Source organism: Microvirga sp. GN3 (assembly GCF_055792825.1).
Map to the genome: position 1 here is coordinate 26,104 of NZ_JBVVAK010000005.1, position 24,580 is coordinate 50,683.

Here is a 24,580-nt window from a genome sequence, read left to right on the forward strand (position 1 = left end):
GTCGATCTTCATTTTTAGTCGCAGCGCCTTAAGCTAAGGCTGGTCCTTTAGACACCGAAAGCGGGAACGATGACGCGCGTCCAGACGAACGGCCTCCAGGTTGCACCGGTTCTTCACGATTTCATCGAACGGGAGGCGCTTGCCGGCACGGGCCTGTCGAGTGCCGTTTTCTGGAGCGGCCTGGCCGGTCTCGTCAAAGAGTTCGCAGCACGCGACCGCGAGCTGCTCGCGGTCCGCGACAAGATCCAGACGCAGATCGACGAGTACCACCGCGGCCGGGCCGGCAAGGCCTTCGATCAGGCGGATTACGAGCGCTTCCTGCGCGACATCGGCTATGTGCTGCCCGAGCCGGAGGACTTTTCGGTCCAGACGCTGCATGTGGATGACGAGATCGCCCGCATCGCCGGACCCCAGCTCGTGGTGCCGGTCTCCAACGCCCGCTATGCGCTCAATGCCGCCAATGCCCGCTGGGGCAGCCTCTACGATGCCCTCTATGGCACCGATGCCATCCCGGAGGAGGACGGCACCACCCGCTCCGGCGGCTACAACGAGGCCCGCGGCGCCAAGGTGGTCGAGCGCGCCCGCGAGGTGCTCGACCGGGCGGCTCCTCTGGCTGGCGGCAGCCACCGGGATGCGGTCGCTTACGCCGATCGGGATGGGGCTCTTCTTGTCACGCTTAAGGACGGCACCGAGACCGGCCTGATCGATCCGACCCAGTTCATCGGCTACCAGGGCGAGGCGGCCAATCCGTCCGCCGTGCTCCTGCGCCACAACAACCTGCACCTGGACATCCGCATCGACCGCTCGCACCCGATCGGCGCCGACGATCCGGCCGGCATTGCCGACGTGGTGCTGGAGTCAGCCATCTCCACCATCATGGACCTGGAGGATTCGGTTGCGGCGGTGGATGCCGAGGACAAGGTCCAGGTCTACCGGACCTGGCTCGGGCTCATGAAGGGCGACCTCATCGAGAGCTTCGAGAAAGGTGGCAAGACCATCGAACGCCGTCTCAACCCGGACCGGGTCTACACCATGCCGAACAGCGGCGAGCTGCGGCTGCACGGGCGCAGCCTCATGCTGGTGCGCAATGTCGGCCACCACATGTTCACCGATGCGGTGCTGGACGAGGGCGGCCAGGAGATTCCCGAGACCATCCTCGACGCCGCCGTCACCTCGCTGATCGCCATCCATGACCTGCAGGGCAAGGGCGAGCTGCGCAACAGCCGCGCGGGCTCGGTCTATATCGTGAAGCCCAAGATGCACGGCCCCGACGAGGTGGCCTTCGCCAACGATCTCTTCGGTGCCGTCGAGGACATGCTGGGCGTTGCCCGCAACACGCTCAAGATGGGCATCATGGACGAGGAGCGGCGCACCACCGTCAACCTCAAGGCATGCATCAAGGCGGCATCCGAGCGCATCGTGTTCATCAACACCGGCTTCCTCGACCGTACGGGCGACGAGATCCATACCTCGATGGAAGCCGGCCCGATGATCCGCAAGAACGACATGAAGTCGACCGCCTGGATCAAGGCCTACGAGGACAACAACGTCGACGTGGGTCTCCTCTGCGGCCTGCCCGGCAAGGCGCAGATCGGCAAGGGCATGTGGGCCGCACCCGACAAGATGGCCGACATGCTGGCGCAGAAGATCGGCCATCCGCAGGCCGGCGCCAACACCGCCTGGGTGCCGTCGCCCACCGCGGCGACGCTCCATGCGCTGCATTATCATCAGATCGACGTGCCGGTCCGCCAGGAGGATCTGAAGGCGCGTCCGCGCGCGAAGCTCTCCGACATCCTGACCATTCCAGTGTCGCAGTCGAACTGGGCGCCGGATGCGGTGCAGCAGGAGCTGGACAACAACTGCCAGGGCATTCTCGGCTATGTGGTGCGCTGGATCGATCAGGGCGTCGGCTGCTCCAAGGTGCCGGACATCCACGATGTCGGGCTGATGGAGGACCGCGCGACCTTGCGCATTTCGAGCCAGCACCTCGCCAACTGGCTGCGCCACAGCATCGTCTCGAAGGACCAGGTGATGGAAACCCTGCGCCGCATGGCCGAGGTGGTGGACCAACAGAATACGGGCGATCCGCTCTATCGTCCGATGGCACCAAAATTCGAGGGCCCGGCCTGGAACGCCGCCTGCGACCTGATCTTCAAGGGCGCGGAGCAACCGAACGGTTACACCGAATGGGTCCTGCACGCGCGCCGCCGCGAGGCGAAGGCCGCAGGGGCCCCCGACCGTGCTGAGGAAAGCGGCGTCAAGACGAAGACGAAAGCGAAATAGGATGAGAAGGCGTCGCTAGAGCATCGTGTGGACCCAGAGGGCCGCGTCAGCGACCCGAAGGGCCACGCCAGTAAAAAGTGGATCCGGTTTTCCGCACGATGCTCTCATCAAGGAAGGAAGCATCGGATTGGATCCCAAAAGTGGGTCCACTTTTGGGTTCGATGCTCTAGTGCGACGGCCTTTTCCGTTCACTCGTTCGAATCGGCCACCGCGGGAGTCAGCGCGTTGACCGTGCCGCCGATCAGGTTGCGGCTCAAAAGATGCTCGGTCGTGAGCGCGAAGCGAACGGGCGTGAGGCTTGAGGGCAGGGAAGTGATCCATTCCTTCAACCGGCGTGCGGCGGCCAATGCTTCCCCCCGCTCGACGGCCTTGAAGCGCACGGTCGATCCTGGACGCATCTGTGCGAAGCGCGCGAGATCGGCGCTGATCACGGTGGCGATCTTTGGATAGCCTCCGGCGGTCTGCCGGTCGCGCATGAGCACGATGGGCTGGCCGCTGCCCGGCACCTGGATATGACCGTCCACGATGCCGTCCGAGACGATGTTGAAGCCTTTGGCATGTTCGAGGCGCGGGCCGGTCAGCTGAAAGCCCATGCGGTCGGCCTGGGGGCTGATGGTGAATTCACTTTCCAGGAACAAACGAATTGTTTCCAACGGAAAGTAATCGTCCTGCGGCCCAAGCATCACGCGGATCGGGCCGCTCTCCTCGATCGGATCGACGGCCAGCTGCATCGGTTCACGATCCTGAGATTCTGCTCGACAGGGCAGACAATCTCCTGCCTTCAGTGCCGCTCCCTTCAGGCCGCCGAGGCGGGACCGCAGATGGAACGAGAGGCTCCCCAGTTCCGGCTCAACCGCAAAGCCGCCGGACACCGCAAGATAGGCGAAGGTGCCGGCTCGTGGGTGCCCGATCTCCAGGCTCTGCCCCTCCTTGAGGAGCACGGAGGTCTGCGGAGTGACAGGCGTTCCATCGATGCTCATCGTGCAGCCTGCACCGGCGAGCGCCACATGAAGATCGCCGCCCTCGCAGATGAAGGCGCCGCCGAGATTCATGAATTCGATGGCAGCCGTCTCTGGCGGATTGCCGACGAGCGCATTCGCCATCGCCAGTGCACGGCGATCCATTGCACCGGAGGGCGAGACACCGAAGCCCTGGTAGCCGAGACGCCCGCGATCCTGCAGAGAGGTCATGGGACCGCAGGATTTCACCACGAGATCGATCATGGACGCACCTCCTCGGCCACGGGTTCGCCCGCCAAGGCGGCTCTTTCCAGCGCTTCCCAGCGAGAGGCGTTGACGGGCTCGAAGACGATCTCGTCGCCGGCCGCGAACAGAAAAACCGGATCGCGTCCTGGCGCATAGGGTCGAACGGGCGTCAGGCCGAGGTTGTGCCAGCCGCTCGGCATGTCCATGGGGGCGATGCCGGCCTGCTCGCCGCCGATCATGATCGTGCCGGCCGGGATCTTGGCGCGGGGATGAAGCCTGCGGGACGTGGCAATCCTCTTGTCGAGGCCGCCGAGATAGGTGAAGCCCGGGAGAAAGCCGATCATGTAGATGCGATAGACCGCCGAGGAATGGATCTCGATCACCTGGTTCGGTGTCAGGCCGTGGACGCTCGCCACCTCGTCCAGATCGATGCCGTATTCGCCGCCATAGACCACTGGCACGCGCCAGCGCCGGCCGATCGCCTTGCGGGGCGCGAGATCTCGCGTTTCCTCGTGCAGAAGTTGGGCCAAGGCCTCATAATCGGTCGCCACCGGGTCGAACTGGATGGTGAGGGAGCGATAGGTCGGCACCGTCTCGATCAGGCCGGCCGGGGAGCGGGCCCGGATGATGTCATCGAGAGCGAGAACCATGCCGTTGATGTCCGGATCGATCGTTTCGCCGAACTCGACGGTCACGGCACTGTCGCCGCAGGGGAGTATTTTCGGTGTCGGCACGGTGCACCTGTTGACGATCCGGAACGGCCCGATCTCCGCATCTCACATTGGGGCCAATCCGGCAACGGGCCTCTGATCCATCGGGCCATGCATCGGAAGCAGGCGAGGGTGGTGCCTGGGGATCAGCCTTCCATGCTCCTATTTGTTAGGCTCACCCTCGCAGTGCCCTTCATGCTATCCACCTCTGAGATGATGCCTGGAGTCCAGGCCTAAACGGAGCAGATGATGACTTTGACATCCAAGACAGCCGTCGTGACCGGCTCGACTAGCGGCATCGGCCTCGCCATCGCCCAAGCTCTTGCAAAGGAAGGCGCCAATGTCGTCATCAACGGCTTTGGCGATGCGGCCGAGATCGAGAAGACCCGCGCCGGTATCGAGAGCGAGTTCGGGGTCAAGGCGATCTATTCGCCGGCCGACATGTCGAAGCCGCACGAGATCGAGGAGATGATCCACCTCGCCGAGCGGACATTCGGCAACGTCGACATCCTCGTCAACAATGCAGGCATCCAGTTCGTCTCGCCGGTGGAGAATTTTCCGGTCGAGAAGTGGGATCAGATCATCGCCATCAACCTGTCTTCCGCCTTCCATGCGATCCGCGCCGCGGTGCCGGGCATGAAGGCGCGCAAATGGGGCCGCATCATCAACACGGCCTCTGCCCATTCGCTCGTGGCCTCGCCGTTCAAATCGGCCTATGTGGCGGCCAAGCACGGTATCGCAGGCCTCACCAAGACGGTGGCGCTCGAGGTTGCGGCCGACGGCATCACGGTCAATTGCATCAGCCCCGGCTATGTCTGGACGCCTCTCGTCGAGAAGCAGATTCCCGACACCATGAAGGCGCGCGGGCTGACCAAGGAGCAGGTCATCAACGACGTGCTTCTGGAAGCGCAGCCTACCAAGCAATTCGTGACCGTCGATCAGGTGGCGGCGCTCGCGGTCTTCCTGTGCTCGGACGCGGCAAGCCAGATCTCGGGTGCAAACCTGTCGATGGATGGCGGCTGGACGGCGAAGTAAATCACACCATCGTCATCCCGCTTCTAAAAGATCGTCATCCCGGACGAAGTGCGGCGGAGATCCGGGAACGCTTCTAGAATAGAGCACTGTCATCCCGGCGAAGGCCGGGATCCATAACCACTACGGTGATTTATCCTGGTGCTGTCAGCGTTTATGGATTCCCGCCTGCGCGGGAATGACAGCGTTGCTGACGCCATGTTCTGAGAACGATCCCGGGTTCCGCTCGCGCGGCCCCGGGATGACAAGACTCGCTATCGCTCCGCAAATGCGTCCGTCGCCTCGATGAGATGATGCGTAATCCCCGGCTCGCTCACTGCGTGGCCTGCATCCGGCACCATGATGAACTTCGCCTCGGGCCAGGCCTTGTGCAGCTCCCAGGCGGTCTTCGGTGGTGTGGCGATGTCGTAGCGGCCCTGGATGATTACGCCGGGAATGTCTTTCAGGCGATGAGTGTTGCGGATGAGTTGTCCGTCCTCGAAGAAGCCTTCATTGACGAAGTAGTGGTTCTCGATCCGCGCGAAGGCGATGGCATAATGCTCGTCGCCGAACTGGTCGCTGTATTCCTGGTTGTGCAGGAGCGTGATCGTTTCGCCTTCCCACAGGCTCCAGGCGCGTGCGGCCTTGGCCCGGACAGCCGGGTCGGGATCGATCAGGCGCTTGCGATAGGCCGCCATCAGGTCGCCGCGCTCCGCCTCCGGGATCGGCGCGAGGAAGCCTTCCCACTTGTCCGGGAAGATCCAGGAGGCGCCCTCCTGGTAGTACCAGAGCAGCTCCGAGCGACGTAAGGTGAAGATGCCGCGCAGCACGAGTTCGGTCACGCGCTCGGGATGCGTCTCGGCATAGGCCAGCGCCAGGGTCGAACCCCAGGAACCGCCGAACACCATCCACTTGTCCACACCGATCATCTCGCGCAGCCGCTCGATATCGGCCACGAGATGCCAGGTGGTGTTGGCTTCCAGGCTCGCATAGGGCGTCGAGCGTCCGCAGCCGCGCTGATCGAAGAGCAGGATGCGGTATTTCTCTGGATCGAACAGCCGGCGCTGAGTCGGCGTGCAACCTCCGCCCGGGCCGCCATGAAGGAAAACCACGGGTTTGCCCTGCGGGTTGCCGCACAATTCCCAATAGACCCGATGGCCGTCCCCGACATCGAGCATGCCATGATCGTAAGGTTCTATTTCGGGGTAGAAGGTGCGCATCGCTGAAGGCTCCGACAGAGGAAGCCTATCCATATCGATGAGATGCGGGCCTGTCAGCCGTTACGTCATTTCGTGAGCCGGCTTCGCACCCCCTGGCGCGTCGTGCAACTGTCATATAGTTTTGCAACTGGGGAACATGGGTAAAAGCCCAGCCACATTGGAGGACTTAAGATGTTGACCAAACGCGCCAGCCTGAAGCTGGCTACGGCTCTCGCCGCTCTCATGGTCGTCGGCTCGGCCGAGGCCGCCGAAAAGCTGCGGCTTCTGACCTGGTCGGGCTATGCCCCGGCCGATGTCGTCGCCCAGTTCACGAAGGAAACCGGCATCGAGGTCGAGGTGACGACCTCGAACAACGAGGAGATGATCTCCAAGCTGCGTGCGACGCAGGGCGCGGGCTTCGATCTTGCTCAGCCGAGCCAGGACCGCATCGCCGGCCCGCAGACTGAGTTCGGCATCTACAAGCCACTCGATCTCTCCAAGCTCAAGTCCGACCAGTTCATTGCCTCCATGCTGGAGGCGACCAAGAAGAACACCTCTGTCAACGGGAAGGTCTACGGCGTTCCCCACATCTGGGGTACGGACGGCCTCGTCGTGAACACGAAGGCTGCGCCGAAGGTCGCCGATTACAACGACCTCTGCGATCCCGCTCTCGCCGGCAAGACCAGCTTCCGCGCCAAGCGCCCCGCGCTGATCGCTTTCGCCTTCGCCAACGGCATGGATCCCTTCGCCGCTTATGGCGACGCCAAGGCCTATGCCGCCCTGATGGATAAGGTCGGCGCCAAGCTCGCCGAGTGCAAGAAGAACGTGAAGTTCTTCTGGGAAGGCACCGATCAGCTCCTCAATGCCGTGCGCTCGGGCGAGATCGTCGCCGCCATGGCGTGGGATACGGGCGGATGGAAGCTCAACGCCGAAAACCCGGACATGAAGTTCATCGCGCCGAAGTCCGGGGCTCTGGGCTGGGTCGATACCTTCGCGATTCCCGCCAAGGGCCGCAACGACGATGCCGCCTACAAGTGGATCAACTTCAACATGCGTCCCGAGATCGCCGCGAAGGTCGCCGCCGCTGCCGGTAACTTCACGGCTTCCAACGGTGCCGACAAGCTCATGCAGGGCAAGCTGAAGGATCAGTTCGCCGAGAGCTTCCCGAAGGCCGCCATCGACAACATCAAGTGGTATCCGGCGGTGCCGGCCGGTCTCGAAGAGATCGAGGGCAAAGTCCTCGACCGTCTGAAGGCCGGTTCGTAAAAGCTCAATGTGTTGTATCATCATCCCCCGGCTTGCCCGGGGGATGACTTTTTGCGTGACAGCGTCATGGCCCATTCCACCGATCTCGACATCGTCAATGTCACCAAGCGCTTCGGCTCCCATGCGGCCGTCGATGACGTGACGTTCAGCGTTGCTCCCGGCGAGTTCTTCTCGATCCTCGGTCCCTCCGGCTGCGGCAAGACCACCCTGATGCGCATGATCGCCGGGTTCGAGCATCCGACCTCCGGCGATATCCGCATCCGCGGACAATCGATGATCGGCGTTCCGGCCAACAAGCGGCCGGTCAACATGGTGTTCCAGAGCCTCGCGCTATTTCCCATGATGAGCGTCGGCGAGAACGTGGCCTATGGTTTGACCTGTCGCGGCGTGTCCCGCGCGGAGGCCGATGAGCGCGCGGGCCGCATGCTGGAGCGTGTCGGCCTGAAAGGTTTTGGCGAGCGCCGCGTGACGGCGCTTTCGGGCGGTCAGCGGCAGCGCGTGGCGATTGCCCGTTGTCTCGTGCTTGAACCGACCCTCGTGCTCCTCGACGAGCCGCTCGGCGCGCTCGATCTCAAGCTGCGTGAGCATATGAAGATCGAGCTGAAGCAATTGCAGGGCACCTTCAACACCACCTTCGCCTACATCACGCACGACCAGTCCGAAGCGCTCGTCATGTCCGATCGCATCGCCGTGATGAACCAGGGCCGGTTCGAGCAGGTGGGAAGCCCGCGCGAACTCTATCACAGTCCGGCCACGCCCTTCGTGGCGAGCTTCGTCGGCGAGACGAACCGCTGGCAGGGTGAGGCCGCATCGGCTTCCAATGGAGCCATTGCCGTGCGGCTGCCATCCGGTGCCGTCGTGCAGGGGCAGGGGAGCGGTGCCGCACAGGCGCTTGCCTTCGTGCGGCCCGAGGCCGTGGCGCTCGCGCAGGATCCCTCGTCGCTCGGCAATCTACCCAACCGCTTCGAGGGCCGCGTCTCAGCCGTGCTGTTCGACGGCGCCGCTTCGAGCCTGCTCATCGACACGGCAGGCTTCGCCGAGCCCGTGCGCGCCGTGCTGCCTCAAGCGGGTCCACTCGCCGGCATCGAGGTCGGCGCGCCAGTCCATGTGGGCTGGACGGCGGATGCGATGAAGGTCTTTGCCGCATGATGACGAAACAGGCCCGGCGCCTCACGCTCTTCCTGCTGCTCGCTCCCGCGATCCTGTGGCTGGGGCTTCTCATCGTGCTGCCGCATGTGGAGATTCTCATCCTCTCCTTCAGTGAGCGCGTGGCGCCGCGGGTCTATGCTTTCGGCTTCGGCAATTATCTCGAATTCTTCACCGAGCCGCTCTACTGGCGCACCTTTGCGCGTACGGCTTTCATGTCGATCTTGGTGACTGCGCTCACTCTCTTACTCGCCTTTCCCATCGCGCTCTACATCGCCCGTGTGGCGCAGGGACGCCTGAAGGCGATGCTGCTGCTGCTCTGCCTGCTGCCATTCTGGGTGTCAGAGCTCGTGCGCACGCTCGGCTGGATGATCCTGCTGCGCGAGAGCGGCGTCATTTCCTATGCGTTGCAAGCGGTTGGCGTTGCGAGCCAGCCGGTCGAGCTTCTCTACAACGACGGCGCGGTGATCCTCGGTCTCGTCTATGGCGGCCTGCTCTTCATGATCGTGCCGCTCGCCAATGCGCTGGAGAGCCTGGAACCCTCCGTCGTCGAGGCAGGCTTCGACCTCGGCGGCAGCCGCTGGACGGTTCTGCGCCGCATCGTCATTCCGCATGCGATGCCCGGCATCGTTGCGGGTTCGATCATCGTGTTCATGCTCACCGTCGGCAATTTCGCGACGCCGGTGCTGCTCGGCGGCAAGAACGGATTGTGGTTCACCGAGCAGATCTACGCGCAGTTCATCACGCGCTTCAACTGGCCCCAGGGTGCTGCCTTCGGCATGCTGCTCCTGCTGCTCTCGTCCGCCATCGTGTGGCTGGGCCTGCGCCTCACCGGCCAGAGCCTCGGCACCACCTTGAAGCAGGCATGACGCCATGAACCGTCCGTCCATCGCCTGGAAGCTCTACATCGCGGCGTTCTACCTCTTCCTGTTCGCGCCGCTCCTCGTCGTGGCGATCTTCGCCTTCAACGCGAGCCCGTTCCCGTCGCCGCCCTGGCGCGGCTTCACACTCGAATGGTTCACCGGTTCCGGCACTGTGACCGGCAAGCCCGGCGTGCTGATGGACCCGATCTGGCTGAGCAGCATCGGCAACAGCTTCAAGGTCGCGATACCCGTCGCGCTGCTCGCCGTGCTCATCGGCACGGTGAATGCCTTGGTGCTGGAGCGGGCGGAGTTCCACGGCAAGACGTTCTTCGCCATGATGATGCTCTGGCCGCTCGTCATCCCCGGCGTGGTGCTCGGCATCTCGATCCTCGCCTTCTTCTCGCGCGTCGCGAACGGGCTCGAGGATTGGCTTCAGACGGATCTCGATTTCCTGCGGCCGGGCCTGTCGCTCGTGATCCTCGGACAGCTGTCCTTTATCCTCACCATCTCGACGCTCATCATCGCTGCGCGCCTGCGCAAGTTCGACCGATCGCTGGAGGAAGCCGCCTTCGATTTGGGCGCCAGCCGAGCGCGCGTGCTGCGGACGGTCACGCTGCCCTTCCTGAGCCCCGCGCTGATCGGAGCCGGACTCGTAGCCTTGCTGATGTCGTTCGAGAACTTCAACACGACGCTGATGCTCGTCGGTTCCGACGCCCCGCTGCCGATCGCCATGTATGGCCAGATGCGTGAGGGCGCGTCGCCGGCGATCAATGCGGTGAGCCTATTGCTGATGCTCGGCGTCGGTGGGATCGCAAGCGTCTTTGCCCTGACCTCGAAGGCGGAGCGGTGAGTGGCCTCAGAGAGTGTCATCCCGGACGCCGTAGGCGATCCGGGATCGCTATCAGGATAGAACGTTGTCATCCCGGCGAAGGCCGGGATCCATAACCATGACCTTCGACCAATCCGGCATCGTCAGCGGCTCTGGATCCCCGCCTGCGCGGGGATGACAGTATCGAGGTTCATGCGCTGCTCATTCCAGGCGATCCCGGGTTCTGCTTCGCAGCCCCGGGATGACCACTGGGCGACAATGGCCTGAAAGTCTCACCGCCCCCAGGTGCGCTCCAGAACGTTCACCCAGTTCTCGTAGCAGAGCTTGCGCAGGGTCGCTTCGTCGTAGCCGTGGCGGCGCATGGCGTCGACGAGACGGGGGAGGCCGCGCACATCGCCGATCTCGGCAGGAATCGTCGCGCCGTCGAAATCGGAACCGAAGCCGACGCCGTCGACGCCCACATGCTCGATCAGGTAATCCATGTGGCGGATCATCTCTTCCAGCGGCGTGTCGTCGTTGCGCTGGCCGTCGGGGCGGATGAAGGAGGTGGCGAAGTTCACGCCGACCATGCCGCGGCTCTCGCGGATCGCCGCGAGCTGCCTGTCGGTGAGATTGCGCGAGTGCTGGCAGATCTCCCACGCGTTCGAATGAGTGGCGACGAGCGGCGCATCCGAAAGCCGCGCCACGTCCCAGAAGCCCTTCTCGTTCAGGTGCGAGAGGTCGATCATGATCTTGAGGCGATTGCAGGCGCGGACCAATTCGATGCCGCGATCCGTCAGACCGGGGCCGGTGTCCGGCGTCGAGGGGTAGCGGAACGGCACGCCGTGGCCGAAGATGTTGGAGCGACTCCATACCGGGCCGATGGAGCGCAGCCCGCTCTCATAGAGCACGTCCAGCATGTGCAGATCGGGGTCGATGCCTTCCGCGCCCTCGATGTGCAGGATCGCTGCGAGCCTGCCGGTATCGATGCATTGGCGGATGTCGGCGGCCGTACGGCAGATCTTCACCTCGCCCTTCGAGGCGTGCTCGATGCGGATGAGGAGCGAGGCCATGTGCACGGTGACCTGTTGGCTCGGCGCGAGCGGCAGCTGCGCAGGCAGGGGCACGTCATAGCGCGATTGCGTCATCAGCGCATCCACATCGACGCCGACGCTGTCGGACGGCACATAGACGGCGAAGAATCCGCCGACAAAGCCGCCCTCCTTCATGCGCGGCCAATCGAGGTGTCCGATATTGTCGCCCTCCAGAAAAGCCTGTTCCGGCTGAATCTTGCCGCGCATCAGGCGGAGGAGGACGTCGTTATGGCCATCGAAGACGGGCATCAGGGAAGAGCGGGACATGGATCTCGTGCCAAGCAGTTAGAATTGAAAATCAGGTTCAACCGGCCAGAGCTTCGGCCGGCTGTTTCGCATCCCTCTTAAAGCCCTGGCTCGCCTGGATCAGGGACTGAGTGTATTCGTTCGATGCCGCGCCCGAGCGCAACGCCGTAGAGGTGGTTTCCTCGACGGCCTCGCCATGGCGCATGACCAGAAGACGCTCGCACAGATGCGCGACGACTGCGAGATCGTGACTCACCAGGATATAGGTCAGTCCCAAGCGGCGGCGCAGATCGTCGAGCAGGTTCAGGATCTCCGCCTGCACGGAGGCATCGAGCGCCGAGGTCGGCTCGTCGAGCAGCAGCACCTTCGGACGCAGGATCAGCGCACGGGCAATCGCAATGCGCTGACGCTGGCCGCCCGAGAGCTGGTGCGGGTAGCGGAAGCGGAACGAAGGGCCAAGGCCGACCTCGCGCAGAGCCTGGAGAATGCGCGCCTCCGCATCCTTCTCGCCGTGAATGGCGAGCGGCTCGGAGAGCGTCCGATCCACCGTATGGCGCGGATGGAGCGAGGCATAGGGGTCCTGGAAGACCATCTGCACCGTGCGGTAGAATTCCTTGCTGCGCGGCGTGGTGACTTCCTTAGCCTCGACGAGCACGTGTCCATCACTGATCGGCGCCAGGCCGCAGATGGCGCGCAGCACCGTCGACTTGCCGGAGCCGGATTCGCCGACGAGTCCATAGGCCGCGCCGGGCTCCACGTGGAAGCTTACGTCCTTGACCGCATCGACCCTGAGGCGGCCGGTGCCGAAGACGACTTGAAGATTCTGGATATCGAGCATTGTTACAGCGCCTAAGTCACAATGCCCAAGCGGGATCGCGGTTCAACGTGGGAAGCGGGCGAACGTCGTTCGCGAGCGTCGGCAGGCAGCGCATCAGCCCTTGAGTATAGGGATGCTGCGCCTCGCGCAGGTTCCTTGCCTCCAGCTCCTCGACCACGCGCCCGGCATACATCACCAGCACCCGGTCGCAGAAGGACGAAACGAGCTTCAAATCGTGCGAGATGAAGATCAGCCCCATGCCGCGTTCGGTGACGAGCTCGTCGAGGATGCGCAGCACCTCCATCGACACGGTCACGTCGAGCGCCGAGGTCGGCTCGTCGGCGATGAGGAGATCCGGATCGGTCACGAGCATCATGGCGATCATGGCACGCTGACCCATGCCGCCGGAGACCTCGTGCGGATAGAGCGAGAAAACGCGGGACGGATCGCGCATCTTCACCGCCTCTAACATGGCAAGCGCCTTGTCGCGGGCCTCGCTGCGGCCGGCTTTGGCGTGCGCCTGATAGGCCTCGATGATCTGCTCGCCGATGGTCATGACCGGGTTCAGCGAATATTTCGGATCCTGCATCACCATGCTGATGCGTCCGCCGCGCAAGGTGCGAAGCGTGCGCTTCGAGGCATTGAGCAGATCGATCCCGTCGAAGGCAAGGCGCTTGGCCGTCACCTCACCGGGGGGAGGGGTGAGCCCGAGGATCGCGCGGCCCGTCTGCGACTTGCCGGAGCCCGACTCGCCCACGATGCCGAGGCGCTCGCGGCCGAGCTGGAAGGACACGCCGCGCACCGCTTCCACGGTGCCCGTGCGCAGGTGAAAGCGGACGCGGAGATCTTCGACGTCGAGAAGCGGCTTGGTCATTTGGCGGCCTTCGGATCGAGAACGTCACGCAGGCCGTCGCCGAGCAGGTTGAACCCGAGGCTCACCACGAAGATGGCAAGACCCGGCATGGCGGCGACCCACCATTGATCGATGAGATAGTTGCGGCCCGTAGCGACCATCGCGCCCCATTCTGGCATCGGCGGCTGCGCGCCGAGACCCAGGAATCCGAGGCCCGCGGCAGTCAGGATGATGCCCGCCATGTCGAGCGTCACGCGCACGATGAGCGAGGAAACGCAGAGCGGCACCACGTGGCCCATGATGATGCGCGGCGTGGATGCGCCCTGCAACTTTACGGCCGCGATGAAATCGCTGTTTCGGATCATCAGCGTCTCGGCGCGCGCGATACGGGCATAAGGTGGCCACGAGGTAATCGCAATCGCGATGATCGCGTTCTCGATGCCGGGGCCCAAGGCCGCCACGAAGGCGAGTGCGAGGACGAGGCGCGGGAATGCGAGGAAGATGTCGGTGGTCCGCATCAGGACCGTATCGACCCACCCGCCGAGATAGCCGGAGACAGTGCCGACCAGGAGGCCGATGGGCGTTGCGATCAGCGCCACCAGCACGACGACGAAGAGCGTGATACGTGAGCCGTAGACCACGCGGGAGAAGATGTCGCGCGCCTGATCGTCCGTGCCGAACCAATAGGTTTCGCTCGGCGGCAGCAGACGCTGTGTGCGCAGGTCTCCGCCGGCGATCGGCGAATAGGGCGCGATGAAATCGGCGAAGATCGCCACGAGGATCAGCAGAATGACGATGCCGAGACCGACGACGGCGAGCGGATTCCGCGAGAAGGCGCGCCAGCCGAGATAGAAGCGGCCGAGCCGTGCCTGCCAGCGGGAGTGCGGTTCTGCGGAAAGCAGCCAGGCCCGAAGACCTGCGGGTTGTTCAGCGAGAGGGGCGCCGGCCATCAGCGGGTCCTCGGATCAAGCAAGCGGTAGAGCAGGTCGGAGACGAGGTTGAGCAGCACGAAGACGGTCCCGATCACGAGAGTTCCGCCGAGCACTGCATTCATGTCCGCGTTCTGCAGCGAGTTGGTGATGTATTGGCCAAGTCCGGGCCATGCGAAGACCGTCTCAGTAAGCACGGAGCCTTCGAGAAGGTTGGCATAGGACAGAGCGATCACCGTCACGAGGGGAACGGCCGCGTTGCGCAGGGCATGGCGCCAGATCACACGCATCTCGGACAAGCCCTTCACGCGCGCGGCGATTACGTATTCCTGTGCTAGTTCGTTCAGCATGAACGAGCGCGTCATGCGGCTGATATAAGCGAGCGAGAAATAGCCGAGCAGGCAGGCGGGCAGGATGATGTGCGAGACCGCATCCCAGAACGCATCCCATTGGCCCTGCATGGCGGTGTCGAGAAGCACGATGCCCGTGACGGGCGTGTAGAGATAGGAATAGGTCACGTCGATGCGGCCCGGGCCTGCGACCCAGCCGAGCTTGGCATAGAACAGCAGGAGTCCCATGAGGCCGAGCCAGAAGATCGGCACCGAATAGCCGACGAGGCCGAGCACACGCACGAACTGGTCGATCAGCGTGCCGCGCTTGACTGCGGCGAGGACGCCGAGCGGAATGCCGATGATGACACCGATGAGCGTGCCGAGCGTCGCGAGTTCGAGCGTCGCCGGGAAGACGTTGATGATATCCATCATCACCGGATTGGTGGTGAGAACGGAATTGCCGAAATCGCCGGTCGCGGCCTTCTTCACATAGATGACGAACTGCTCGATCAGAGGGCGGTCAAGCCCGAGCTCGGTCCGGATGCGCTCATAGACATGAGCCGGCGCGCGGTCGCCGACGATGGCGATGACAGGATCGATCGGCACGACGCGGCCGATGAAGAAGGTGACGGCGACAAGGCCGAGGAGGGTCGTCATCAGGACGATGACGAACTGGGCGGCTTTCTTAAGGAAGGAGCGGAGGGCACCAACGTGCCCTCCGCCCCCGTTCATGACTGCTGAAACCATCGAAGCGTCAGTTCTTCTTCGCCTGTGACACGTCGTTGTCGCTGAACGACGGACCGAGAACGAAATTGTCCACGTTCTTGCGCACGGCAGCGACTTCTGTCTGCTGCAGGAAGATCACGAACGGACCATCGTCGAGAACCGACTTCTGCAGTTCCTTGTACATCTGCGCGCGCTTCTCGCCGTCACGTTCCATCACGGCGGCGCGGGTCTTGGCGGTCAGCGGGCCCGGATCCCAGGCATTACGCCATGCGAGCGGCTTCGCCTTCGCATTGTCCGAGTTGTCTTCGTTGGCCGCGAAGGTGTCCGCGTTCGAGTTCGGGTCCTGATAGTCCGAGCCCCAGTTGCCGATATAGATATCGTGCTGGCGGGCGCGGTACTTGGTCAGAGCCTGCTTGGAATCCATCGGCAGGATCTCAAGCTTGATGCCGGCCTGCGCGAAGGTGGCCTGCATGGCCTGGGCGATGCCGGTGATCTCGGCGGTAGAGCGGGTATCCATCGTCACCGTGAAGCCGTCCTTCAGGCCGGCCTTGGCGAGAAGCTCCTTCGCCTTGGCGACGTCGAGCTTGTAGGGGTTGTTCGTCTCGGCGCCGAGGAAGCCCTTGGGCAGGAAGTTCTGGTGAACGTCGCCCTTGCTCTTCATGATCGTGTCGGCGATCGCCGAGTAGTCGACGAGCCACTTCAGGGCCTGGCGAACCTCAGGCTTGGCCAGGTTCGGGTTCTTCTGGTTCAGGCCGAGGTAATAAACCGTACCCTTCGGGCCGCTCTGGATCTTGATGTCCGCATTCTTGGAAACCGCGGCGATCTCTTCCGGGTTCAGGTTGCGGGCCACGTCGATGTCGCCCTTCTCGAGCAGAAGGCGCTGGCTCGCGGTTTCCTTGATATGGCGGAAGATGACACGGGCGAGAGGGGTCTTCTTCTCGTAGTTCGGGTTGCGCTCGAGGACGAGGACCTCGTTGGCCTTCCAGTCGCGCATGATGTAGGGGCCGGAGCCGGCATACTTGGTCTTGAGCCAGTTATAGCCGAAATCGCCGTCCTTCTCGTTCTGGACCAGCAGCTTTTTGTCGACGATCGAGGCGACCGAGTTGCCGAGGCAGTAGAGAACCAGGGTCGGCGCATAAGCCTTGTCGACCTCGAAGGTCATCTCGAGCGGGCCGGTCTGCTTGACCTTGTCCTTCACGTTGTCCTTCGTCAGGCCGAACTGGCCCAGGATGAAGGCCGGGGACTTGTCGAGCGCCACGGCACGGTGGAGTGAATACACCACGTCTTCGGCCGTGATCGGATTGCCGGAGGCGAACTTGCGGTTGGGCTTGATCTTGAACGTATAGGTCTTGCCATCCGGAGACACCGTCCAGGACTCGGCGACCTGTCCGGAGATCTTCGACACGTCCTTGATGTCGTACGAGATCAGGCGCTCATAGGTGTTGCCGATGATCTCGGACGCGCTGAACTCGAACACCTCTGCCGGGTCGAGCGAGATGATGTCGTCGCTCTGCCAGGCCTGGACGAGGGTGTCCGGCGGGGTTGCTGCCATGACGGCAGAGAAGGAAGTCGCCATGGTGGCAACCATGGCTGCGGATAGGAGAAATTTCGGAAGTCGCTTCATTGGCCATTCCCTTACAGCGCTCAGAGCGCTTTTTGTTGCGCCAGTATGAATGCAAATCACACAAGCGCTGTCGAGTCTAGCAACTGGTTTTAAACTGGCAAACATTACGCACCATGCTTAATGGTCGGGCAGGATGCCGATCCGGGTTGGCCTGAAGGGGCAACTTGTGGCAAAGGCTCTCCAACCCTCTTTCCGGATGAACGACAGTGTCTGAAGAAGCCAAAAAATCGGGTGCCAACACCATGTGGGGCGGGCGGTTCTCGTCCTCCCCCAGCGCGCTCATGGAAGCCATCAACGCCTCCATCGACTTCGACAAGCGATTGGCCTCCCAGGACATCCAAGGATCCATCGCCCACAGCACCATGCTGGCGCAGCAGGGGATCATCGCCGAGAGCGACCGGGACGCCATCCATCAGGGGCTCCAGCGGGTCCTGGGCGAGATCGAAACCGGAAACTTCTCCTTCTCCAGGGCGCTCGAAGACATCCACATGAACGTGGAAAGCCGCCTGCGCGAGATCGTCGGTGATCCGGCAGCCCGCCTGCACACGGCCCGCAGCCGCAACGATCAGGTCGCTGTCGATATCCGCCTCTGGGTGCGCGATGCCCACGACCGGACCGACGAGCAGCTGACCAGCCTGATGAAGGCGCTTCTGGCCAAGGCCGAGGCCCATGTGGCGACCGTGATGCCTGGTTTCACCCATCTCCAGAGCGCGCAGCCGGTGACCTTCGGTCATCACCTGATGGCCTATGTGGAAATGTTCGCCCGCGACCGCAGCCGCATCCGCGACTCGCGCAGGCGCCTGAACGAATGCCCCCTCGGCGCCGGGGCGCTTGCGGGAACGTCCTTCCCCATCGACCGGCACATGACCGCGAAGGCGCTCGGCTTCGACGGTCCGACCCGGAATTCGCTCGATTCCGTCTCCGACCGCGACAGCCTTCTGGAGTTCATGGCAGCGTCTTCCATCTGCGCCATGCATCTGTCACGTCTGGCGGAAGAAGTTATCATTTGGATGTCAGCTCCCTTCGGCTTCGTCCGCCTGCCGGACCGCTGGACCACCGGCTCCAGCATGATGCCGCAGAAGCGCAATCCGGATGCAGCCGAGCTGGTGCGCGGCAAGTCGGGCCGGATTTTCGGCTCCCTGATCTCGGTCCTCACCATGATGAAGGGCCTGCCGCTGACCTATTCCAAGGACATGCAGGAGGACAAGGAGCAGGTCTTCGACGCTGCCGACAGCATCGAGATCGTGCTCGCAGCCATGACCGGCATGATCCAGGACCTGGAGCCAGTGCCGGAGCGCATGGCCGCCGTTGCCGGAGCGGGTTTCTCCACGGCGACCGATCTTGCCGACTGGCTCGTGCGCAGCCTCAACATCCCCTTCCGCGATGCCCACCACATCACCGGGCGCATCGTCTCGGAGGCGGAGAAGCGGGGCTGCACCCTCGAAGAGCTTCCCCTCGATGCCATGCAGGCGGTCGAGCCCAAGATTCACGAGGGTATCTACGACGTGCTCGGCGTCGAGAATTCCGTCCGCTCGCGGACAAGCTTCGGCGGTACCTCGCCGGTCCGGGTGGCCGAGCAGGTCGCCTGGTGGCGGGAGCGGGTCTGATCCGCCTGCCGTTAACCTTTGATTTTAAGCCCTTGCCGGCGCGACTTGGCAGGGGCTTGATAGGGCATGACGCCATAACCATATTGCTGACAGCGGCCCCTCGCGGGGCCGCTTGAGCGCCGCATGAGCGGGCTCAAAATCACCGAAGTGCCTCTAACCTTGGGCTTCGAACATGTCGCGTCAGTCGCCCTTTGGGCATCCGTTCCTGTTAGGCTTCGATGAGATCGAGCAGGCGCTCGACCGCGTCGCAAAGGCGGCAGGAGACGGCTATCCGCCCTACAATATCGAGCGTCTGGCTCGCACCGAACACGCCCCCGAGCGTCTCCGCATTACCTTGGCCGTCGCCGGATTCACCCGGGATCAGCTGGAGGTGACCCTGGAGGAGAGCCAGCTCGTCATCAGGGGGCGCCAGTCCGACGACAAGACAAGGCACTTCCTTCATCGCGGCATCGCCGCCCGTCAGTTCCAGCGTACCTTCCTCCTTGTCGACGGCATGGAAGTGATGGGCGCGGACCTGTCCAACGGCCTTCTGTCGATCGATCTCGCCCGGCCCGAGCCGGAGCGGATCATCCGCAAGATCGACATTATTGCGTCGGACAAGGTGTGACGGCATCCGCAAAAAGGAGATGTCCATGAACTTCGATATCAAAAATCATACCGTGCCGGCCCTGGACGTTGCCGAACTGGCGACCCTGGGTTTGGGGCAGATGGCCTATGTGAAGCCGCTCGAATCCGACGAGGTGGCGCGGCTGTTCCCGCAGGCGCCGAAGCTCCAGCCCGGCATGCGGCTGTTCGCGCTCCTGTCCGCCAGCGGCGAGCCCATCCTGCTGACCGACAACCACGATACCGCCGTGGCCAATGCCTGGGCGCATGACCTGACGACGGTGAGCCTGCATTAGGGCTCACCTCTTTTCACTTTCTTCAGGCAATCGCCGCCACAGCCGCAATCAGCCGCTCGATGTCTTCCGGCCGGGAGAGCCGGTGGTCGCCGTCCTTGATCAGGGTCAACGACACGCTGTCTCCCGGCAGGTGCTCGACGAGCTGGAGTGCATGATCCCAGGGCACGTCGGGGTCCTCCATCCCCTGCAGGATGTGAACCGGGCAGCCGGTCTGGATCGGCTTGTCGAGCAGAAGGTGCCTGCGCCCGTCCTCGATCAGCTTCCAGGTAATCGGGTAGGGATCGTCGGAATAGGCCGAAGGCCGGTGATAGACCCCGATCTCCTGCACGCCCTTCTTGAGATCTTCCGGAAAACGGTCCCACATCAGCCGCTCGGTCATATCGATGGCCGGCGCGATGAGGACGATGCCCGCGGGAGCAATCTCGGGCCGGGTCTTCATGAGATGGCGGGCGGCCAGCAAACTGATCCAGCCTCCCATGGACGAGCCGACGAAGATCGGGCGCTCGTTGACGAAAAGCTCGATCACGGCCAGCGCATCCTCAAGCCAGCGGGAAATCGTCCCGTCCTCGAAGGCTCCTTCCGATTCGCCGTGGCCGCTATAGTCGAAGCGAAGGAAGGCGCGGCCGTTCTCCTTCGCCCAGTCGTCGAGGGCGGTTGCCTTGGTGGCGCGCATGTCAGACTTGAAGCCGCCGAGCCATACGGCGGGTGGTCCCTTTCCCTCGCGGGACAAGACGGCGATCGAGCGGGCATCCTGGCCAGCCGTGACGCTTTGCGGCATGGTTAACTCATCCTCAACTGCTTTGAAGCAACCGTTTCTAGACGATTCTTTTGAGAAGGCTCTTACATCCGTGAGTTTTTCAACACGACCCGGCGGAGGGATGGCTTTTCCGTCCTCTCATGTTCATCCGCTGGAGGGCCGGACCATCCTGCAGATCGTGCCCGAACTCGAAGCCGGCGGAGCCGAGCGCACCACGGTCGATATTGCCGAAGGCCTGGTCCATGCCGGGGCCCGCGCCCTTGTGGCCACGGAGGGCGGGCGGCTTGTCGGCGAGCTCCAGACCAAGGGCGGTGTCTGGATTCCGTTTCCGGCGGCGACGAAGAACCCGTTCTCCATGCTCGTCAACGTGCGAAAGCTCGCCCGGATCTGCCACAACGAGCGGGTTTCGCTCGTACATGCCCGCTCGCGGGCACCCGCCTGGGTGGGCTTGGGCGCCGCGCGCTCCCTCAACCTTCCCTTCGTGACCACTTATCACGGCAGCTATTCCGGCCGTTCGTCCGTGAAGGTGCTCTACAATTCCGTGATGGCGCGGGGTGATGCGGTGATCGCCAATTCCCATTATACGGGGGAGCTGATCCGCTCGGTCTATCCCCAGTCTGGAGACCGCATCCGCGTCATCCACCGGGGAACGGATTTTTCGGTCTTCTCGCCCCAGGCCATCGCGCCGGAGCGGATCGAAGCCTTGAGAAAGGCCTGGGAAGTTTCTCCGCACGAGCGCGTGGTGCTGCTCGCCGCCCGTCTCACCGGCTGGAAAGGCCAGAAGGTGCTGATCGAGGCGGCGGCCAAGCTGCGCGATGCGGGCCTCACCGACGTGGCCTATATCCTCGCCGGCGACCCGCAGGGGAGGGACTCTTATGTGAAGGACCTCGACAACCTGATCGAGGCACGCAAGTTGAAGGGCGTCGTGCGCCGGGTCGGCCATTGCACCGACATGCCGGCGGCCTTCCTGGCGGCCTCCGTCGTCACCGTGCCCTCGACCGAGCCCGAAGCCTTCGGCCGCTCGGCCGTGGAGGCGCAGGCCATGGGAACGCCGGTCGTGGTGTCCGATCTCGGAGCCGTGCCGGAGACTGTCCTGTCCCCGCCGGCTGTGCCTCCGCATGAGCGGACGGGCTGGCGGATCCCGGCCGGAGACGCCGATGCTCTGGCCGAAGCGGTCGGAGCCGCGCTGAATCTGGGTGCCAGCGCCAGGATCGCCCTGGGCACCAGAGCGAGGACTCATGTGGAGCGTCATTTCTCGCTCGAACGCATGGTGTCCAGTACCCTCGATGTGTATTCGGCTCTTCTTGAGAGTCGTTTTACCCATCGAACAAGTTGACTTCCCGCGCATTTGCGCGAAATGTCGATTCATTCGTGGCAAGGCTGAGCATTCAAAGCAGGGATCCCTTGGGATCTCCGATCCTCGGCCTAGCCTTTAACAGGAGATACGAGCCATTCGCAGACCAATGAGAGCCATGCCGGTGCCGCAAAAGGACGGACCGCGCGCCAACCGAGATATTCGCGGTGTTCGCGAAGTGCAGCTGATCGACGATGCAGGGCAGAACCGAGGCGTAGTGCCTTTCTTCGATGCCCTGAAGGTTGCTGAAGAGGCAGGCCTTGATCTCGTGGAGATCTCGCCGAACGCAACCCCTCCCGTCTGCAAGATCCTCGATTACGGCAAATTCCGCTTCCTGGAGCAGAAGAAAGCCTCCGAGGCGCGCAAGAAGCAGAAGACGGTCGAGGTCAAGGAAATCAAGCTGCGTCCCGGCATCGACGACCACGATTACGAGGTCAAGATGAAGGCGATGAAGGGCTTCTTCGAGGAAGGCAACAAGGTGAAGATCACCCTGCGCTTCCGCGGCCGTGAGATGGCGCACCAATCCCTCGGTCTGAAGGTCCTGGACCGGGTCAAGGCCGATGTGGGCGATCTCGCCAAGGTCGAGATGGAGCCGAACTTCGAAGGCCGTCAGGTCGTCATGGTCCTGGCGCCGCGCTAAGGGGCTCCCTATACAGTGAAATTCATGGCCGTCGGGGTCCCGGCGGCCATTGCTTTTTGGGCGGCCTTCTGTCATAAGCCGCCCTTCATTGAACCGCCCGGCTGTTAGGGCTGCCGTGGCGGTTCGTTTTGCTCATGCAGCAATGAAAAGGCCAAGGTGCGGCTTTGCCGCTCCGGAAGCCTGTCCAAAGGAGAGCCAAATGCCCAAGCTGAAGACGAAGTCTGGCGCTAAAAAGCGCTTCAAGATCACTGGCACCGGCAAGGTCGTTTACGCCCAGGCCGGCAAGCGCCACGGGATGATCAAGCGGACCAAGAAGCAGATCCGCAACCTGCGCGGCACCACGACCCTGTTCGAGGGCGACGCGTACAACGTGAAGAAGTACTTCCTGCCGAACGGCTAAGGCGGTTCTTTCCCACATCCCGGATTTTGAAGGAGTTTTTAAATGGCCCGCGTCAAACGGGGCGTTACCGCCCACGCCAAGCACAAGAAGGTTTTTAAGGCAGCCAAGGGTTTCTACGGCCGCCGCAAGAACACCATCCGCATCGCCAAGCAGGCGGTCGAGAAGAGCATGCAATATGCCACTCGCGACCGTCGCAACAAGAAGCGCACCTTCCGCGCGCTCTGGATCCAGCGTCTCAACGCTGCCGTCCGCATGCATGGCTTGACCTATTCCCGATTTATCGACGGTCTCGGCAAGGCTGGGATCGAGGTCGATCGCAAGGTCCTGTCCGAGCTGGCCATCCACGAGCCGGCGGCTTTCGCCGCTTACGTGGAGCGCGCCAAGGCCGCCCTGCCGCAGCAGGCCGCCTAAAGCCGGATAGACTAGCTTCGGTGCGGCTGGCTTTTCAGCCGCACCGCCTTTACCCCCTTCTCCGAGACCATTCGCGCTGACGGCCTTATGCGCTGTCGGTTGCTATTACGCGGCTCGGACGACTTGACGGTTCCCGCGCCGCGCCTCACTCAAGGCGCCTGCATTTGGCGCTTGCATCTGGCCAGGGACCGATGACCGATCTCAATCAACTCGAACATGACCTGCTTTCCCAGGTCGATGCCGCCGGCGACGAAGCGGCTCTGGAATCCGTGCGCGTCTCTGCGCTCGGCAAGAAGGGCTCCGTCTCCGACCTCCTGAAGACCCTCGGCGCCATGACGCCCGAGGAGCGGAAAGAACGCGGCCCCCTCATCAATGGCCTGCGCGATAAGGTGCAGGGCGCTATCTCCGCCAAGAAGGATACGCTCGCCGAGGCAGCCCTTGAGGCAAGGCTGTCCGCCGAGCGCATCGACGTCACGCTGCCCGTGCCGGAGGCGCCCGAAGCCCGTGGTCGCCTCCATCCGATCAGCCAGGTGATCGAGGAGCTGACGGCGATCTTCGCCGATATGGGCTTCTCCGTGGCCGAGGGGCCGGACATCGAGACCGATTACCTCAACTTCACGGCGCTGAACTTCCCCGAGGGCCATCCGGCTCGCGAGATGCACGATACCTTCTTCCTCGCCCCCGACGAGAAGGGCGAGCGCAAGGTGCTGCGCACGCATACCTCGCCGGTCCAGATTCGCACGATGACGTCCAAGGCGCCGCCGATCCGGGTGATCATCCCGGGCCGGACCTACCGTCACGACTCGGACCAGACCCACACGCCGATGTTCCACCAGGTGGAAGGCCTCGTCATCGATAAGCAGGCCAACATCGCGCACATGAAGTGGGTGCTGGAGGAGTTCTGCAAGGCCTTCTTCGAGGTCGAGCAGGTGAAGATGCGCTTCCGCCCGTCCTTCTTCCCCTTCACTGAGCCCTCCGCCGAGGTCGACATCCAGTGCTCGCGCAAGGGCGGTGAGATCCGCTTCGGCGAGGGCACCGACTGGCTCGAAATCCTCGGCTGCGGCATGGTCCATCCGAACGTGCTGCGCAATTGCGGGCTCGATCCGGACGAGTATCAGGGCTTCGCCTGGGGCATGGGTATCGACCGCATCGCCATGCTGAAATACGGCATGCCGGACCTGCGTCCGTTCTTCGAGGCCGATGTGCGCTGGCTGAACCATTACGGCTTCCGCCCGCTCGATATCCCGAGCCTCGTCAGCGGCCTGACGTCGTAATGATTGCGCGCGAGCCCATAGAGCCCTCTCCCCCCTTGTGGGGGAGAGATGGAGAGGGGGGTAGCCACGGGTCGAGCGGGAATGCCGATCGACCCGATGGCGTCGTGGGGCCCTCCCTGGCCCTCC

At 63.3% G+C, this 24,580-nt stretch carries 24 protein-coding genes; 14 read left to right on the forward strand and 10 right to left on the reverse strand.

What is annotated here, in order from left to right; all coding sequences use genetic code 11:
• Nucleotides 1-69: 69 nt before the first annotated feature.
• On the forward strand, nt 70-2,283 hold the full coding sequence (locus ACS5Q1_RS04240; protein WP_473097025.1) for a malate synthase G: 2,214 nt from the start codon (nt 70-72) through the stop codon (nt 2,281-2,283).
• A 188-nt stretch (nt 2,284-2,471) separates the two neighbouring features.
• On the opposite strand, the gene ACS5Q1_RS04245 is transcribed toward ACS5Q1_RS04240, so the two are convergent.
• Nucleotides 2,472-3,506 (reverse strand): 5-oxoprolinase subunit C family protein, encoded by a 1,035-nt coding sequence (locus tag ACS5Q1_RS04245; protein WP_473097026.1) that lies wholly within the window; start codon nt 3,504-3,506, stop codon nt 2,472-2,474.
• Nucleotides 3,503-4,222 carry a 5-oxoprolinase subunit PxpB gene (pxpB, locus tag ACS5Q1_RS04250; protein ID WP_473097027.1) on the reverse strand — a complete coding sequence of 240 codons (720 nt, stop codon included), beginning with the start codon at nt 4,220-4,222 and terminating at the stop codon, nt 3,503-3,505. The genes ACS5Q1_RS04245 and pxpB overlap by 4 nt, the downstream gene beginning before the upstream one ends.
• Nucleotides 4,223-4,447: 225 nt before the next feature.
• Here pxpB and ACS5Q1_RS04255 point away from each other — a divergent pair, with 225 nt between their 5' ends.
• Nucleotides 4,448-5,233 carry a 3-hydroxybutyrate dehydrogenase gene (locus ACS5Q1_RS04255; RefSeq protein WP_473097119.1) on the forward strand — a complete coding sequence of 262 codons (786 nt, stop codon included), beginning with the start codon at nt 4,448-4,450 and terminating at the stop codon, nt 5,231-5,233.
• A gap of 251 nt (nt 5,234-5,484) precedes the next feature.
• On the opposite strand, the gene pip is transcribed toward ACS5Q1_RS04255, so the two are convergent.
• A complete protein-coding gene (gene pip, locus ACS5Q1_RS04260) occupies nt 5,485-6,429 on the reverse strand; it encodes a prolyl aminopeptidase (RefSeq protein ID WP_473097028.1) in 945 nt (314 codons plus the stop codon).
• A 171-nt stretch (nt 6,430-6,600) separates the two neighbouring features.
• Between pip and ACS5Q1_RS04265 the strand changes: the two genes are divergently transcribed.
• The 4 genes from ACS5Q1_RS04265 to ACS5Q1_RS04280 are packed head-to-tail and all read left to right on the forward strand — an operon-like array spanning nt 6,601 to nt 10,533.
• On the forward strand, nt 6,601-7,674 hold the full coding sequence (locus ACS5Q1_RS04265; protein ID WP_473097029.1) for an extracellular solute-binding protein: 1,074 nt from the start codon (nt 6,601-6,603) through the stop codon (nt 7,672-7,674).
• Nucleotides 7,675-7,725: 51 nt separating this feature from the next.
• Nucleotides 7,726-8,823, forward strand: coding sequence for an ABC transporter ATP-binding protein (locus ACS5Q1_RS04270; protein ID WP_473097030.1), 1,098 nt, complete (start codon nt 7,726-7,728; stop codon nt 8,821-8,823).
• Nucleotides 8,820-9,689 carry an ABC transporter permease gene (locus ACS5Q1_RS04275; RefSeq protein WP_473097031.1) on the forward strand — a complete coding sequence of 290 codons (870 nt, stop codon included), beginning with the start codon at nt 8,820-8,822 and terminating at the stop codon, nt 9,687-9,689. Before ACS5Q1_RS04270 ends, ACS5Q1_RS04275 begins: the two co-directional genes overlap by 4 nt.
• A gap of 4 nt (nt 9,690-9,693) precedes the next feature.
• Nucleotides 9,694-10,533, forward strand: coding sequence for an ABC transporter permease (locus tag ACS5Q1_RS04280; protein ID WP_473097032.1), 840 nt, complete (start codon nt 9,694-9,696; stop codon nt 10,531-10,533).
• Between the two features lie 251 nt (nt 10,534-10,784).
• Here ACS5Q1_RS04280 and ACS5Q1_RS04285 read toward each other — a convergent pair whose 3' ends face one another.
• The 6 genes from ACS5Q1_RS04285 to ACS5Q1_RS04310 form a co-directional block, all read right to left on the reverse strand.
• Nucleotides 10,785-11,852 carry a dipeptidase gene (locus tag ACS5Q1_RS04285; protein WP_473097033.1) on the reverse strand — a complete coding sequence of 356 codons (1,068 nt, stop codon included), beginning with the start codon at nt 11,850-11,852 and terminating at the stop codon, nt 10,785-10,787.
• Nucleotides 11,853-11,889: 37 nt separating this feature from the next.
• Nucleotides 11,890-12,669: an ABC transporter ATP-binding protein gene (locus ACS5Q1_RS04290; protein WP_473097034.1), complete on the reverse strand. Its 780-nt coding sequence runs from the start codon at nt 12,667-12,669 to the stop codon at nt 11,890-11,892.
• Nucleotides 12,670-12,685: 16 nt separating this feature from the next.
• The gene (locus ACS5Q1_RS04295; protein ID WP_473097035.1) at nt 12,686-13,522 is read right to left on the reverse strand and encodes an ABC transporter ATP-binding protein; all 837 of its coding nucleotides are present in this window, start codon (nt 13,520-13,522) and stop codon (nt 12,686-12,688) included.
• A complete protein-coding gene (locus tag ACS5Q1_RS04300) occupies nt 13,519-14,451 on the reverse strand; it encodes an ABC transporter permease (protein ID WP_473097036.1) in 933 nt (310 codons plus the stop codon). The genes ACS5Q1_RS04295 and ACS5Q1_RS04300 overlap by 4 nt, the downstream gene beginning before the upstream one ends.
• Nucleotides 14,451-15,419 (reverse strand): ABC transporter permease, encoded by a 969-nt coding sequence (locus ACS5Q1_RS04305; protein ID WP_473097120.1) that lies wholly within the window; start codon nt 15,417-15,419, stop codon nt 14,451-14,453. The genes ACS5Q1_RS04300 and ACS5Q1_RS04305 overlap by 1 nt, the downstream gene beginning before the upstream one ends.
• A gap of 97 nt (nt 15,420-15,516) precedes the next feature.
• Nucleotides 15,517-17,112, reverse strand: a complete 1,596-nt coding sequence (locus ACS5Q1_RS04310; protein WP_473097037.1) for an ABC transporter substrate-binding protein — start codon at nt 17,110-17,112, stop codon at nt 15,517-15,519.
• A gap of 206 nt (nt 17,113-17,318) precedes the next feature.
• On the opposite strand from ACS5Q1_RS04310, the gene argH reads away from it, so the two are divergent.
• From argH to ACS5Q1_RS04325, 3 genes are all read left to right on the forward strand, one after another.
• On the forward strand, nt 17,319-18,719 hold the full coding sequence (gene argH / locus ACS5Q1_RS04315; protein WP_473097038.1) for an argininosuccinate lyase: 1,401 nt from the start codon (nt 17,319-17,321) through the stop codon (nt 18,717-18,719).
• A 172-nt stretch (nt 18,720-18,891) separates the two neighbouring features.
• Nucleotides 18,892-19,326 (forward strand): Hsp20 family protein, encoded by a 435-nt coding sequence (locus ACS5Q1_RS04320; protein WP_203442731.1) that lies wholly within the window; start codon nt 18,892-18,894, stop codon nt 19,324-19,326.
• 25 nt (nt 19,327-19,351) lie between these two features.
• A complete protein-coding gene (locus ACS5Q1_RS04325; protein WP_473097039.1) occupies nt 19,352-19,618 on the forward strand; it encodes a BQ00720 family protein in 267 nt (88 codons plus the stop codon).
• 22 nt (nt 19,619-19,640) lie between these two features.
• On the opposite strand, the gene ACS5Q1_RS04330 is transcribed toward ACS5Q1_RS04325, so the two are convergent.
• Nucleotides 19,641-20,396: an alpha/beta hydrolase gene (locus tag ACS5Q1_RS04330; RefSeq protein ID WP_473097040.1), complete on the reverse strand. Its 756-nt coding sequence runs from the start codon at nt 20,394-20,396 to the stop codon at nt 19,641-19,643.
• Between the two features lie 100 nt (nt 20,397-20,496).
• On the opposite strand from ACS5Q1_RS04330, the gene ACS5Q1_RS04335 reads away from it, so the two are divergent.
• From ACS5Q1_RS04335 to pheS, 5 genes are all read left to right on the forward strand, one after another.
• Entirely contained in the window at nt 20,497-21,711 is a 1,215-nt protein-coding gene (locus ACS5Q1_RS04335; RefSeq protein WP_203442734.1) for a glycosyltransferase family 4 protein, read from the forward strand.
• A 136-nt stretch (nt 21,712-21,847) separates the two neighbouring features.
• A complete protein-coding gene (infC, locus tag ACS5Q1_RS04340) occupies nt 21,848-22,369 on the forward strand; it encodes a translation initiation factor IF-3 (RefSeq protein WP_246776758.1) in 522 nt (173 codons plus the stop codon).
• A gap of 199 nt (nt 22,370-22,568) precedes the next feature.
• Entirely contained in the window at nt 22,569-22,769 is a 201-nt protein-coding gene (rpmI, locus tag ACS5Q1_RS04345) for a 50S ribosomal protein L35 (RefSeq protein WP_009494553.1), read from the forward strand.
• Between the two features lie 42 nt (nt 22,770-22,811).
• The gene (gene rplT, locus ACS5Q1_RS04350; protein WP_203442736.1) at nt 22,812-23,180 is read left to right on the forward strand and encodes a 50S ribosomal protein L20; all 369 of its coding nucleotides are present in this window, start codon (nt 22,812-22,814) and stop codon (nt 23,178-23,180) included.
• A 191-nt stretch (nt 23,181-23,371) separates the two neighbouring features.
• Entirely contained in the window at nt 23,372-24,454 is a 1,083-nt protein-coding gene (gene pheS, locus ACS5Q1_RS04355) for a phenylalanine--tRNA ligase subunit alpha (protein ID WP_473097041.1), read from the forward strand.
• Nucleotides 24,455-24,580: the final 126 nt, after the last annotated feature.

Bases quoted from the DNA above. Each gene is read 5' to 3' on its own strand.
- pip (WP_473097028.1), bottom strand. From the start codon at position 6,429: ATGCGCACCTTCTACCCCGAAATAGAACCTTACGATCATGGCATGCTC.
- rplT (WP_203442736.1), top strand. From the start codon at position 22,812: ATGGCCCGCGTCAAACGGGGCGTTACCGCCCACGCCAAGCACAAGAAG.
- ACS5Q1_RS04245 (WP_473097026.1), bottom strand. From the start codon at position 3,506: ATGATCGATCTCGTGGTGAAATCCTGCGGTCCCATGACCTCTCTGCAG.
- ACS5Q1_RS04295 (WP_473097035.1), bottom strand. From the start codon at position 13,522: ATGACCAAGCCGCTTCTCGACGTCGAAGATCTCCGCGTCCGCTTTCAC.
- ACS5Q1_RS04320 (WP_203442731.1), top strand. From the start codon at position 18,892: ATGTCGCGTCAGTCGCCCTTTGGGCATCCGTTCCTGTTAGGCTTCGAT.
- ACS5Q1_RS04275 (WP_473097031.1), top strand. From the start codon at position 8,820: ATGATGACGAAACAGGCCCGGCGCCTCACGCTCTTCCTGCTGCTCGCT.
- ACS5Q1_RS04325 (WP_473097039.1), top strand. From the start codon at position 19,352: ATGAACTTCGATATCAAAAATCATACCGTGCCGGCCCTGGACGTTGCC.
- rpmI (WP_009494553.1), top strand. From the start codon at position 22,569: ATGCCCAAGCTGAAGACGAAGTCTGGCGCTAAAAAGCGCTTCAAGATC.
- ACS5Q1_RS04305 (WP_473097120.1), bottom strand. From the start codon at position 15,419: ATGACGACCCTCCTCGGCCTTGTCGCCGTCACCTTCTTCATCGGCCGC.
- infC (WP_246776758.1), top strand. From the start codon at position 21,848: ATGCCGGTGCCGCAAAAGGACGGACCGCGCGCCAACCGAGATATTCGC.
- pheS (WP_473097041.1), top strand. From the start codon at position 23,372: ATGACCGATCTCAATCAACTCGAACATGACCTGCTTTCCCAGGTCGAT.
- ACS5Q1_RS04240 (WP_473097025.1), top strand. From the start codon at position 70: ATGACGCGCGTCCAGACGAACGGCCTCCAGGTTGCACCGGTTCTTCAC.
- ACS5Q1_RS04310 (WP_473097037.1), bottom strand. From the start codon at position 17,112: ATGAAGCGACTTCCGAAATTTCTCCTATCCGCAGCCATGGTTGCCACC.
- ACS5Q1_RS04285 (WP_473097033.1), bottom strand. From the start codon at position 11,852: ATGTCCCGCTCTTCCCTGATGCCCGTCTTCGATGGCCATAACGACGTC.
- ACS5Q1_RS04300 (WP_473097036.1), bottom strand. From the start codon at position 14,451: ATGGCCGGCGCCCCTCTCGCTGAACAACCCGCAGGTCTTCGGGCCTGG.
- ACS5Q1_RS04265 (WP_473097029.1), top strand. From the start codon at position 6,601: ATGTTGACCAAACGCGCCAGCCTGAAGCTGGCTACGGCTCTCGCCGCT.
- ACS5Q1_RS04290 (WP_473097034.1), bottom strand. From the start codon at position 12,669: ATGCTCGATATCCAGAATCTTCAAGTCGTCTTCGGCACCGGCCGCCTC.
- ACS5Q1_RS04280 (WP_473097032.1), top strand. From the start codon at position 9,694: ATGAACCGTCCGTCCATCGCCTGGAAGCTCTACATCGCGGCGTTCTAC.
- ACS5Q1_RS04335 (WP_203442734.1), top strand. From the start codon at position 20,497: ATGGCTTTTCCGTCCTCTCATGTTCATCCGCTGGAGGGCCGGACCATC.
- ACS5Q1_RS04255 (WP_473097119.1), top strand. From the start codon at position 4,448: ATGACTTTGACATCCAAGACAGCCGTCGTGACCGGCTCGACTAGCGGC.
- ACS5Q1_RS04330 (WP_473097040.1), bottom strand. From the start codon at position 20,396: ATGCCGCAAAGCGTCACGGCTGGCCAGGATGCCCGCTCGATCGCCGTC.